Origin of the sequence: Faecalibacillus intestinalis, from assembly GCF_003024685.1 — a bacterium.
In the GTDB taxonomy this organism is placed as follows: domain Bacteria; phylum Bacillota_I; class Bacilli_A; order Erysipelotrichales; family Coprobacillaceae; genus Faecalibacillus; species Faecalibacillus intestinalis.
The window spans coordinates 132,449-144,840 of record NZ_PYLQ01000002.1; the positions used below are offsets into that span (position 1 = coordinate 132,449).

General features: G+C 33.5%; 11 protein-coding genes. 2 read left to right on the plus strand and 9 right to left on the minus strand.

Going from position 1 to position 12,392, the window contains the following annotated elements; all coding sequences use genetic code 11:
* Positions 1 to 88 precede the first annotated feature (88 nt).
* The 3 genes from C7U54_RS02275 to C7U54_RS02285 all read right to left on the minus strand — a co-directional run bounded on the left by C7U54_RS02275 (position 89) and on the right by C7U54_RS02285 (position 3,978).
* A complete protein-coding gene (locus C7U54_RS02275) occupies positions 89 to 1,489 on the minus strand; it encodes a glycoside hydrolase family 1 protein (RefSeq protein WP_022000674.1) in 1,401 nt (466 codons plus the stop codon).
* 140 nt (positions 1,490 to 1,629) lie between these two features.
* Positions 1,630 to 3,555, minus strand: a complete 1,926-nt coding sequence (locus tag C7U54_RS02280) for an AAA family ATPase (protein ID WP_162297481.1) — start codon at positions 3,553 to 3,555, stop codon at positions 1,630 to 1,632.
* Between the two features lie 60 nt (positions 3,556 to 3,615).
* Positions 3,616 to 3,978 (minus strand): hypothetical protein, encoded by a 363-nt coding sequence (locus C7U54_RS02285; RefSeq protein WP_032091018.1) that lies wholly within the window; start codon positions 3,976 to 3,978, stop codon positions 3,616 to 3,618.
* Between the two features lie 63 nt (positions 3,979 to 4,041).
* Between C7U54_RS02285 and C7U54_RS02290 the strand changes: the two genes are divergently transcribed.
* Both C7U54_RS02290 and rhuM read left to right on the plus strand, forming a co-directional pair.
* Positions 4,042 to 4,722 (plus strand): GTP pyrophosphokinase, encoded by a 681-nt coding sequence (locus C7U54_RS02290; protein WP_022000677.1) that lies wholly within the window; start codon positions 4,042 to 4,044, stop codon positions 4,720 to 4,722.
* 219 nt (positions 4,723 to 4,941) lie between these two features.
* The gene (gene rhuM, locus C7U54_RS02295; RefSeq protein WP_107029164.1) at positions 4,942 to 5,922 is read left to right on the plus strand and encodes a RhuM family protein; all 981 of its coding nucleotides are present in this window, start codon (positions 4,942 to 4,944) and stop codon (positions 5,920 to 5,922) included.
* A 25-nt stretch (positions 5,923 to 5,947) separates the two neighbouring features.
* On the opposite strand, the gene C7U54_RS02300 is transcribed toward rhuM, so the two are convergent.
* The 6 genes from C7U54_RS02300 to C7U54_RS02325 form a co-directional block, all read right to left on the minus strand.
* On the minus strand, positions 5,948 to 6,388 hold the full coding sequence (locus C7U54_RS02300) for an Hsp20/alpha crystallin family protein (protein ID WP_107029165.1): 441 nt from the start codon (positions 6,386 to 6,388) through the stop codon (positions 5,948 to 5,950).
* A gap of 316 nt (positions 6,389 to 6,704) precedes the next feature.
* On the minus strand, positions 6,705 to 7,169 hold the full coding sequence (locus C7U54_RS02305) for a tyrosine-type recombinase/integrase (protein WP_206603567.1): 465 nt from the start codon (positions 7,167 to 7,169) through the stop codon (positions 6,705 to 6,707).
* 241 nt (positions 7,170 to 7,410) lie between these two features.
* A complete protein-coding gene (locus C7U54_RS02310) occupies positions 7,411 to 7,692 on the minus strand; it encodes a pyridoxamine 5'-phosphate oxidase family protein (protein WP_230308199.1) in 282 nt (93 codons plus the stop codon).
* A 228-nt stretch (positions 7,693 to 7,920) separates the two neighbouring features.
* Positions 7,921 to 9,429 (minus strand): response regulator, encoded by a 1,509-nt coding sequence (locus tag C7U54_RS02315; protein WP_200764977.1) that lies wholly within the window; start codon positions 9,427 to 9,429, stop codon positions 7,921 to 7,923.
* Positions 9,429 to 11,585, minus strand: a complete 2,157-nt coding sequence (locus tag C7U54_RS02320; RefSeq protein WP_206603568.1) for an ATP-binding response regulator — start codon at positions 11,583 to 11,585, stop codon at positions 9,429 to 9,431. Before C7U54_RS02320 ends, C7U54_RS02315 begins: the two co-directional genes overlap by 1 nt.
* Positions 11,575 to 12,390, minus strand: a complete 816-nt coding sequence (locus C7U54_RS02325; protein ID WP_107029167.1) for a substrate-binding periplasmic protein — start codon at positions 12,388 to 12,390, stop codon at positions 11,575 to 11,577. The genes C7U54_RS02320 and C7U54_RS02325 overlap by 11 nt, the downstream gene beginning before the upstream one ends.
* Positions 12,391 to 12,392 lie beyond the last annotated feature (2 nt).

Below are 12,392 nucleotides of genomic sequence, written 5' to 3' on the forward strand. Positions count from 1 at the left end.
TATACCCATAAATGCATTTTTTTCATATACTAAAAAAATTTCAATTTTCCAAAATAAAAGTGCCTACACTTGGTAGACACCTTCTCTTTTACTCAAATTCATTAGTTCTAGCAACTTCTCTAATCCATGAAGCTGATTTCTTTTCTTTACGCTTATAACCATCATCTAAACATACACGAACAAATCCATATCTGTTTTTAAAAGCATTACACCATGACCAGTTATCAATAACACCCCAATAATGATATCCTAAACAGTTTGCTCCATCTTCAATTGCTTTTGCAATCCATTCTAAATGATCTCTTACAAATTCAATACGATAATCATCTTGAACAGTTCCATTTTCATCCATATATTTTTCTTCACCTTCAACACCCATTCCATTTTCAGAAATAAAGAAAGGTAAATCTGGACATTCTTTTTTAATTTTCATACCAAAATCATAAATACCTTTTGGATAAATTTCCCATCCACGATAAACATTCATTTTTCTTTCAGGCCAAATATATGGTTTAGAAATACATGGTAAACCATTTTCATCAAATTTACTATCTGGTGCTTGAACACGTGTTGGTTGATAATAGTTAAATCCTAACCAATCTACTTTACCTTGAGCTAAAATAGCTTCATCTCCAGGACGACGATTGATTTCTACTTTCCAATCATTTTCTACTGTATCTAAAACATCTTGTGGTAAATGTCCATGAGCAACGACATCTAACCACCATCTGTTGTGTAATCCATCTGTCATACGTACTGCTTCTAAATCTTCAGGAGTTGGATTTTCTTTTGTATAAGGTGGAGCAAAACAGTTGATCATACCGATTTTTGCACCTTCACAAAGTTTTCCTTCTGCTTTTAATTTTCTAAAGTTTGCGACAGCTAAACAATGCGCTAAAGTAATATTATATTGTACATTGATTGATTGTTTGAAATCTTTTTGATATGGATACCAAACACCATGTAAGAATTGTTGTTCTGGTTCTACAATAGGTTCATTGAAAGTAAACCAATATTTTACTTTATCTCCAAATTCTTCCATTGCAATCTTTACAAAGTTCGCATAAGCTTCAACAACTTCTCTATTTTGCCATCCACCACGTTTAACTAAATATTCAGGCATATCAAAGTGATACATATTCATAAAAATATCAATACCATTTTCATTTGCACAATCAATTAATTTATGATACCAAGCAGCACCTTCTGGATTTAATTTACCATCTTGATCTAATAAACGAGTCCATTGCATAGAAGTTCTAAATGATTTAAAATTTAAACTTTTTAATAATTTAATATCTTCTTCATATTTATGGTACATATCATTTCCAACATATGATCCCACATTATTAAAGAAAGCATTAATTTCTTGATCAGAATACATATCCCAATAAGAACGTAATCTTCCACCTACATTCCAGGCACCTTCTGTTTGAGGTCCTGACATTGCTGCACCAAAAAAGAAATCTTTAGGTAATTTAATCGTCATCTTTTCTTCCTCCGTTATTTTCATGATTATTATACTGTCATTATATCATGAAACTAGAGTTGTTAGAGGAAATGTATTCTATTTTCTTACTTATTTCTTTTTCTTTATAATCATGTAAATAAAATACAAAAATGCCCCTATTAGGACATTTGTTTAATTTGTTTCATCATTTTAGATAGATTAATCGGAACATGTTCCTCTTTTAATAAATTGTGTATTTTCTCAATAGAAATATGTTCACGTAAATGAATAATTTTTTCTATTATTTCTTTAGATAAAGGTTGATATTCAATTATTTGATCAACCTTATCAAACAATTCATGCCTTAAATACTTAGTTTGTCTACTCTTTTTAAATCCCATACAACAACGTGACGTACCTGTTTGACTCATTATAAAAACAACATTTTCAAAACTAATCTTTCTTTTAGCTTGATCTTCATAATATCCATCATCTAAGATTTGTGAAAATAAATGAATAATTTCTTCACATGCTTGATCAATATGATCTAATAATAAAACAGTATGTGGATAACTTTGTAAAGTTGATAAAAGAAGACTTGGTTGTTCATGATATGTTTCTAGAAGTTTATAAAGGGAATGGCTTTCTTGATATTGATTCATATCTAATTTTAAATAATGATAATTTAGATATTTAGCTAAGGATTTAGCCGTTAATGTTTTACCACAACTTGTTGGTCCATAAATAAAAAAGGAGATAGGTAATTGTTTATGTTGAAATGTTTCAATCATTTGATGAATTCCTTTTTCTTGACCTAAAATATCTTTATTTAATTGTTTTTCTAATTTTTGGTAATCCATTTGATGATGAATTGTAATATTTAAATACTTTTCAATTGTTTCTACAATTCTATTCTTTGTAAGTTCTTTTTCATGATAAAATTTAGCTTTAACACATGATAAATCTAAGATATCAATCGCTTTATCAGGATAAGTTCTATTTTTAATATGACAATCTACTAATTCTATTAATTCTTTTAAAAGTACATTATCTATTTTAATTTGATGATAACTTTCATAATAACCTTTAATTCCTTTTAATATCTCTAATGTTTCCTCTTTTGTATTTTCTTTTAAAGTGACAATAGAAAACCTTCTATTCATTGCATGATCTTTTTCAAAATGTTTATAATATTCATCAATAGTTGTAGCACCAATAACCGTCATATCTTTTCTAGCAAGATAAGGCTTTAAAATATTAGAAGCATCAATTGCCCCTTCAGCTCCACCAGCCCCAATGACATTATGAATTTCATCAATAAAAATAATCACATTATCCAAGTCTTTTACTTTATCAATAATCTTTTTAAACTTCTCTTCAAATTCACCACGATACTTTGTACCCGCAACCAGTGAAGATAAAGAAAGTTCATAAATAATCTTATTCTTCAAAGAATCTACTACTTTTCCTTGATTGATCATCATTGCTAATTTTTCTACTAAAGCTGACTTACCTACACCCGCTTCACCAATAATCAAAACATTATTTTTTTCTTTTTTAGATAAAATAGTACATACTTGATCAATTTCATTTTCTCTACCAATAATTTTATATTTTTTAGTCTTCACTTTTTTATTAATATTGACAAGTGTTGGTATTTGATCCAATGGTGTTTCAAAAGCAGATTTTTCCTGCAACAAATAAACAACTTCTTCTACATCTACATGATATTTTTGTAATATTTCATAAGCAACTGATTCTTTTTCTTTTAATAAAGAAATAATTAAGATATTTAAAGTCACTTGATCTTGATTTTTATCTTTAGCGTATTCAATACTTCTCTCTAATATTCTTTTTACACTTTGACTATATTCCATATAAAAAGGTTGATCATCATTTGTGCCAAACAACCTTTTTATATCTTCTTCTACAACTGCATCATTGACATCATATTTTTGTAATAATCTTTTTAATTGATTATCATGAATCTTTAATAATGAAAGCAATAAATGTTCACTTCCAACATTTTGATGACCAAAATCAAAAGATAAACTTTCAGCTACCACAATCGCCTTTTGTGCTTGTTCATCAAATTCTCTCAACAATGACTTCACCTCTTTCCTTATAATAGTATGTACAAACTGAATAATTATTAGTACACACCATTAAGAAAACATCTTAATCAACCAAGATTTCTTTTTAATTTCTTTACTTGATGTACAATAAGAAACTTGTAACTTTCCTTCTAAAGATTTACCTTTACCTTCACCTAATACAATCGTATAAAGACCATTATAATATTTTGCATTAAAATCATCTTGATGATCTGCTAAAACTTGATAAACATCATCAACACCTTTGACCCATTTTTTATAATTTAAAAGAAGTTGATCTTTTACTTTGTACATTTCATCAATATCTTCTTGTTGATAAGAAGAACCAATGATCTTATATCTTGGTGTTTCATTTACTGCACAGACGCTTGTTAAATTCATCATAATTAAAAGAAAAATAATGATTTTTTTCATAAACTTCACCTCAAGTTCATTATGTTCGTTTATAATAAAAATAAACATAAGGAGTGAACTTTTATGAGTCGTATCATGCAAAAAGAAATAAAAAGTGAAATGAATGATTTTTTCTTTGCGAAAGATCATTTAGATTTTTATCATGAATATGTCAACGTTGAACAAAAGTATTTAGCAGGTATTAAGGAAGTAAGAACAAAATTAGAAATTTTAGATGATGAATTTCATCATCGTTTTGATCATAATCCTATTCATCATATGGAATGGCGTTTAAAATCTCCCCATAGTGTTGTTGAAAAAATGAAAAGAAGAAATCTTCCTGTAGAAGTTTCATCAATCAAAGGAAATATTGAAGATATTGCGGGAATACGTGTGATTTGTCATTATATTAAAGATATTTATCGTATGTCTGATCTTCTTTTAAGACAAGATGATATTCATTTATTAAAGATTAAAGATTATATTAAAAATCCTAAAGAAAATGGTTATCGTAGTTTACATCTTGTTGTAGAAGTTCCTGTTTATTTAGCGAATGAAAAAGTAATGGTTCCTGTAGAAATACAAATTCGTACTATTGCGATGGATTTTTGGGCAACATTAGAACATCATTTACGTTATAAAAATGATAAAGAAATTTCTGATGATATTCGTAATCGTTTATCAGATTGTGCTAAAAGCATTACAGATATTGATTATGAAATGGAAGATATACATAATGAAGTCTTTGGGCATCATAAAATCTAAAAGCTAACGCAAAACCGTTAGCTTTTATCATATAATTATTTAATTAAAATAATAGCAAATTCCTGCTCTTTCACTTTTTCTACCTTTATCATATCATTTTCATCAGCATCATTATGTCAAAAAAATCGACCTCTTTATAGTGGACTATCTGTCCAATGACAACCTTTATATACCATGCTACTATCATTTAAAGAAACAAAAGGAAAGGATGGTATTTTTATGGTTGATTTGATTGAAAAAAATGAAGTTGTGCAGTTCAAAGATGGAAATTTTGTATTAGATATAAATGTCTCTTCTAATGGTGAAACAGTATGGTTAACATTAGATCAAATGAGTAAGCTTTTTAACAAAAATAAGTCTACTATTTCTAGACACATAGCTAATATTTTTAATGAAAAAGAATTAGACGAAAAGAGTTCTGTTGCAAAAAATGCAACTCAACTAAAAAGATATGACCCTCGTACTAAGAAAGACAGAATCGCTGTAGTCGATGTTAATTATTACAATTTAGATGTTATTATCTCTGTAGGTTATATAGTTAAATCTAAACAAGGAATTCTTTTTAGAAAATGGGCTAATAGTATATTAAAAGAATATCTTTTAAAAGGTTATGCTGTTAATGATCGTCATTTTCAAGATATTGATTACGTAACAACAATGCTTGATCAATATAGAAATGCAGGTGGACAATTACCGAGTAGTATTTCTATGTTAGAATTTCTAAAAGCTTATCAAAGAGGCTTTAAGATTCTTGATGATTATGATCATCATCATTTAGAGGTTCCTGTTGGCCAAAAAGATACTTATGTTCTTCGTTATGATGAGTGTATAAATCTTATACATAATACGATGTTTGAAAATAGAGGAGATTTATTTTCTATTGAAAGAGATGATTCTTTTAAAAGTAGTATTTCAACGATTTATCAAAGTTTTGGAGAGATTGATTTATATCCAACTTTAGAAGATAAAGCAAGTGCTTTACTGTATTTTATTGTTAAAAATCATAGTTTTATTGATGGGAATAAAAGAATTGGAGCAACTATTTTTCTTTACTTCTTAAATCAGAACAATGCTCTTTATAAAAATGGTAAAGAAAGAATTAATAATGATGCTCTTGCTACTCTTACTATCCTTGTCGCAAGTTCTAGACCTGAAGATAAAGAAATTATGATACAACTTATCAAAACTATTATTAAATAAAAAAAATAAGGAATCGCTAGATTCCTTATTCAATATAGATAGTAGAACTATTTTCTACTTGTTTCATATCTGCTTTTGGAACAGATAAACGAAGAACGCCACCTTCATATTTAGCTTTGATATCTTCTTTTGGAATATCTCCTAAATAGAAGCTTCTTGACATATTTCCAACATATCTTTCTTGTCGGATATAATGTCCTTGTTCATCCTTTTCATCTTTATCCAATCCCTTACTTGTTGAAATTGTTAAATAACCATTTTCATAATTGATATTGATATCTTCTTTTTTAAAGCCTGGAAGATCAATATCTACTTCATAGGTATTATCTGTTTCCCTTACATCTGTTTTCATCATATTTCTTCCATGTTTTCCATATAATGGATTTTTCTTTCCAAAAAAATCTTTATCCATTTCATCAAAGAAATCATCAAATAAATTTTCTGTAAATAGACTAGGCATCATCATAAGTCATTACCCCTTTCAATCTTGATACTTAGTTTTGCATCGTTGTTTCAAGCGGTGTTAACTTTGAAACTAGGTTCTTTATTAATCCCTTTCCTAATTTCTAAATACATTATAGTTCTTACTTTTAGCACTGTCAATAGGCGAGTGCTAATTTTTTGTAAAAATTTTGTGAAGCCTTGATTTTACGGGCTTCACAGGAATTTTTCACTTGCTTTCGCACTCAATTTTCTTGATTTGACCACATTTTTACGACAAATTCTTGGAAAAATATATTCGTCTGATTTTCTTACCACATTTTACGACAACGACTTATGGTTTATACCACAGCAGGTACAGTTTCTGGCAGGTTCATTTTAGACATCTCATTCTCCACATGAGACTTCTCTGCAATATGATTGTAGACATTCATTGTGATCTGTGCATCTGAATGACCCATCACATACTGCATAACTTTGGGATTGACATTGTTCTCACCCAATCTGGCACATCCCGTATGACGAAGGGTATGCGATGAAATAGGAGACATCAGCTCCGGCTCTCGGTTCTCTTCTTCTGCCAGTTTGCTTTCTTTCTTATTATAGGTATTGACAATATTTTTCAGAAAGCTGTTCACTCCCGCCGGCATGATTGGACGTCCATGCTTTGTATTGAAGATGAATCCACTGCGTCCACCAATCTCCACATTACTCTGTAAACCAAGCATCAGGTTCAGCTCTCTCTGTTTACGGAACGCATCATATACCATCTGTGTCATAGGAATGTCTCTGATTCCTGCATCCATTTTGGTTTCTGAATCATGGAAACAATATCCTTCATCACCTTGAGATTACTAAACTTCTTGTTCATCTGTAAAAGCTGACCATCTATCTTTTTATGGATTTTTGTCTTCTTACTTTTCGCCATCTTATGTTATCCTTAGAACTTCACTACTTCCGGTTTATGTGTAAATGCTGAAAATGTAGCTGTCGTATTCTTAAAATAGAATACCTCTGTATTTCCATCATATGCTGAGTACATGTTCTTTAAAGATGGATAAGCATCAAGGACTGTCTTGCTTCTCTTCTATCATCTTCTACAAGTTCGCCTGCTACACGAAGCCACTCTCCATTCTTAAATGCACAGATTTCCACCTTTGGATTTGCATGAATCTGTTTTGAAACATCCTTCACCTTTCCGGTTTGAATATACAGTTTTCCTTCAAAAATATGTGCTGTTCCAAAAGGCCTTACCCTTGGTTGATCTCCTTCCACTGTTGCCAAATAATATGTTTCCGCTTCTTTTAAAAAATTTACTACTCGTTCCATGGTATAAGCCTCCTGTTATTAAAATCTATCAATAAGAGAATTATACCACTATTCCCCCCCCTCCTTTTTTACCAAACACAGTACCATGCCTTCTACCTGTCTTCCTTTGGAAAATCTATCCTTCCCAATTGCATATTGTTACTCTCCCCACTTAACTGTTTATACTTATTTCAAGAAAAAGAGCATATGGATTTGATTCCATACACTCTATGATTGTAATCTTCATACTTATTTTACAGTGTCAAAATATCCAATGATTCCAATGTATCCATCCTTCTTTAAAGGCGACCACAATGTATGCAATTTTATTCTATACATCTGACTGTTATTTTCCACCGTCGCTTTTATCGTGGCAGATATTTCTTTATTTTGTACAGATGTCTGATGTAATAAAACACGAATACATTGAACATCTTCTTCATTTACTCCAAATTCTTTAAACAAATTGAAATTCGGGTTATCTCTCTGACATAATATCTGATGTTCTCCATTTAATATAGTTAATTGACCTGAAACCGCATTGTAATCAATCGAATTCTTGCCACTGTTCGATTTGAAGAAATCGATTTTTTCCTGCATGACCTTGACAAGACTCTGTGAATAAATCTGGTTCGGTAAGAATTTATCGCTGAGTATTTCATTCGAAAGTCTCTGTATTTCATGATAATGTTTATTATCATCCATCTCTTTACCAGACATTTTTGAAAGCTGAATACTCAGTTCTTTCAAACACTTAAGGAGGATGGGATTAAATTGTCCGCATTGCCCATCCAGGATCATTTGAATCGCTGTGTCATGATCAAATGCTTTCTTATAACATCTTTCACTGGTAAGTGCATCATAAACATCAACAATCGATACCACCTGCGCACAGATTGGTATTTCTTCTCCTTTCAGGCCATCCGGATAGCCTTTTCCATCCCATCTTTCATGATGCCATCTGCAGATTTCCCATGCGGTATGTACCAGTCGATGATCTTGTGGAAAGTCCATATCCTTAATTATAGCTGCGCCAAGCTCACTATGTTTTTTCATAATCTTAAATTCTTCATCAGTGAGTCTGCCTGGTTTATTCAATATTTCTTCCGGAATACGAATCTTACCAATATCATGAAGGGAAGAAGCAGTTGTAATCAAAGCAATATCTGCCTCTGTCAAAGGATAAGCATCTGTTACTTTTACCAGCTGTCTCAGCATCATCTCCGTTGCTGTTTTAATATGCAGAATGTGTTCTCTGCTCTCGCTATTACGAGATCCCAATATATTACTCATAATCTGGATCATGATATTATTATTTTCTTCTTTTTCGTAAACCTGATCATAAACCACATTTATCAGATGCTTTTGGTTCATATAGAGGCCTAAGGTATTCTGAACTCTTTTCTTTACAATCACAGAATCAAACGGTCGTGTGATATAATCTGTGATTCCCAGCTCATATGCCTTACGCATAGTATCAACAGCATCTTCAGAAGATATCATAATTACAGGAGTTTCAGCAATACATTGGCTTCTTTTCATTATTTCCAAGACTTCAAAGCCATTCATCTGTGGCATATTGATATCTAAAAGCATCAGATCAATTCCAATATTTTCTCCTATCATCTGGATTGCCTGATTTCCATTTTCAGCTTCCAGATAATTATAAGTATCTCCAAGAATCTCCTTCAATATGTCTCTGTTTAAGTTTGAATCATCTACAATCAGAATTTTTTGTCTTTTATCCATATTTTTCATCATCCCACCAATTTATGAATTACTTTTATCAGTAATTCCACATCAACAGGCTTAGCAACATGTTCATCCATCCCTGCTTCTTTTGCTTTTATTCTGTCCTCCGTGAACGCATTTGCTGTCATTGCAATGATCGGTATCTCCTTTGCATCCTCTCTGTCCAGAGACCTGATCATCTTTGCGGCTTCATAACCATCCATGACTGGCATCATAATGTCCATAAGAATGACATCAAATTCACCAGGTTCACTATTTCTGAACAGTTCAACAGCTTCCTGACCATCCCAGGCTTTTGTCAAGTCAGCACCTTCATTCTGAAGCACAAATTCGGTGATTTCCATATTCAGCTCATTATCTTCTGCCAGAAGAATATGCAGTCCCTTTATAGATTTTTCGGATGCATCCGTCTGTTCTTCACGTTTATCCGCATCCAGATCTATTTTAAATGGAACCCGAATCACAAATGTCGTCCCTACGCCTTTTTCACTTTCAAAAGTAACGGTACCACCCATTTTCTCGACCAGTTTCTTTGTAATCGGCATTCCCAGACCTGTTCCTGTAAATTTCGTGCGGCTTCCGGTATGCTCCTGTGCAAATGGTTCAAAAATATGCTTCTGAAACTCATCTGTCATTCCGATTCCGGTATCCCGGCAGACAAATTCCATTATCGTCATTTCCGGCTGTTCGGATGGAATTTCCCTGCAGCTGATATAAATCTGTCCGTTTTCTCTGTTATATTTCACCGCATTCGACAGGATATTCATCATCACACGTTTCACATACATCGGGCTTCCAATAAGATCACGGTGTATGATTTCTTTTTTCTCCCATACAATCCGGATATTCTGTTCTGCAGCCATCTGCTCGATCACATTAAATACTTCCCTGAAAATACTGCTCAGATTAAATGGACTCTCTTCCAGAACAACTTCACCTGACTCAAGCTTACTCATATCCAGAACATCATTTACCAGTTCCAGCAACAGATTGGAAGCCTCTTTCACCTTTGTCCTGTATTCCGTCTGCTTCTCCATATCATCTGCATAATGGTCTGCCATATTGACCATGCCTCGGATTCCATTGATCGGAGTCCGGATATCATGGCTCATACGTTGGAGGAACTCTGTTTTTGCCTCGTTGGCGGCTTCTGCCTTTTTTGCAGCTATTAATAGTTCTGCTTTATATTTTTCATCTTTTTCCTGTTCCAGTTTCTGATGTGCCCTCTTGGTTCTGTATGTCCAGAACCAGAATATACTGAACATCAGGAAATAAAGAAAAATGACACCTGCTACACTTAATGGAAGATCATGAAACACTTCTGTATCCGGAAGATATGCATAAATATAATAATCCCGCTGTTTCAGCATGATTCCGTAACATCCGCTTCCTTCATTCTTCAAGTGATAAATGTGCTGACTGTCTGTATGCTTTTTCATTGCCTGAACAACTTTGTTGTCAACCGTATTCTGCCCCAACAGGCTCTCATCGTTGCTGGCAACAACGATTCCCTCGTCTGCAACAATAATCGTTCCATCTTTCTGAGTACTATAACCATTTAAAAGACCCTGTATCGTCAAAGTATAGTTTCTGGCAAATTCCGGAGGTGTATAATAATAAACTGCAATGATACCCGGTGCATCTTTTCTGGCACAGGCTGCAATGTCGATATGTGACCCGTCTTCTCTGGTAAACCGTTCCGAATAGCTTCTTTCTTCATATCCGGTAAAATCCATGATAATATCTTTTTGCAGATACTCTGTAATCTCATTAGCCAGAGACTCATCCGTGCTGTATTCACAGTCCGTCTTTCCTTCTGCATCCAGTACAAGGATACCATCCACCCAGAGAGTCTGAAGATTTTCTTTCAGGAACTCCTGACTTAGCTGACCGCCGTTTTCTATTTCCATGTCGATATTCGTACTCATCTGTCTGACACTTTCAATGGCACGGAGAAGACTTTTGGATTCCGAAGATTCATTATAATGGGTGTAGGTGGAACACTGCACTTTGACATAATTTACAATCTCTACCATTCTTTTCTCTGCTTCCGCTTTCTCCGCATGAAAGAAATAAAACAGAGAGACTGCTGCCACACAGATTCCAATCAGACCACCGATCAGCTGGATTCGTTTTTCTCTTTTCTTTCTCTTAATATCCAAGATCATCCACCTCCAGATACTTCTGGGAATCATCCAGATATTTTTCAATAATTTTCAGGGATGTGCCATCCTGCCGCATTTCTTCCAGCGTCTGGCTCATCTGCTCACAGATTCCTCTGTCATCATCTTTTGCAAAAGCGACACCTATTCCGGTGATCATCAGAGGCTCTTCCAGAATACGGAAGCTTACATCATAATCCTTCATATACTGAACAATAGATTCCTCGTGTGCTGCAACTGCATCTACATATCCTTTTCCCAGAAATGTATAGATCAGCTCCCTGTGTCCCAGGCTGATCAGATTGCCCAGTTTTGGGATTCTTTCATCCGTCCGGTTCAGAAAGATACCTTCCGGTTTGGTTGTTGACTGAACAGCCAGGTTCTTTCCCTCCAGGTCACTCAGTTTATAGATATCACTATTCTCATTTACAGCGACCACCTGACGGCTTGCTATATATGGTCCCGCCCAGCGATAATCATCAAGACGCCCTTCCATGGAAAAACAGCCCATGATACAGTCAATCTCTCCGCTTTCCACCAGTTCTTTTTTCTTCTCCCAGTTGATCTGGACAACCTCCACCTGATATCCCATTCTTTTAAATGCTTCCGTAGCCAGTTCTACATCTATGCCCGTCGGTACACCATCCTCATTCAGATAATTGTATGGTGGATAGTTGTCGCTGCCAAGCGTAATGACAGGCTTTTCGGTTTCTTCTTTCGTGTTATCTGTGTTTTTACACCCTGCCAGGGTGACTGCTAAAATTCCCGCAAGCAGAATGCCTGCAATCACTCTTTTTCCTTTCATTT

Coding starts and splice junctions, on each gene's coding strand:
- C7U54_RS02310 (WP_230308199.1), bottom strand. CDS start 7,692: ATGGAACGAGTAGTAAATTTTTTAAAAGAAGCGGAAACATATTATTTG.
- C7U54_RS02275 (WP_022000674.1), bottom strand. CDS start 1,489: ATGACGATTAAATTACCTAAAGATTTCTTTTTTGGTGCAGCAATGTCA.
- C7U54_RS02315 (WP_200764977.1), bottom strand. CDS start 9,429: ATGAAAAATATGGATAAAAGACAAAAAATTCTGATTGTAGATGATTCA.
- rhuM (WP_107029164.1), top strand. CDS start 4,942: ATGGTTGATTTGATTGAAAAAAATGAAGTTGTGCAGTTCAAAGATGGA.
- C7U54_RS02305 (WP_206603567.1), bottom strand. CDS start 7,169: ATGGATGCAGGAATCAGAGACATTCCTATGACACAGATGGTATATGAT.
- C7U54_RS02290 (WP_022000677.1), top strand. CDS start 4,042: ATGAGTCGTATCATGCAAAAAGAAATAAAAAGTGAAATGAATGATTTT.
- C7U54_RS02300 (WP_107029165.1), bottom strand. CDS start 6,388: ATGATGATGCCTAGTCTATTTACAGAAAATTTATTTGATGATTTCTTT.
- C7U54_RS02325 (WP_107029167.1), bottom strand. CDS start 12,390: ATGAAAGGAAAAAGAGTGATTGCAGGCATTCTGCTTGCGGGAATTTTA.
- C7U54_RS02285 (WP_032091018.1), bottom strand. CDS start 3,978: ATGAAAAAAATCATTATTTTTCTTTTAATTATGATGAATTTAACAAGC.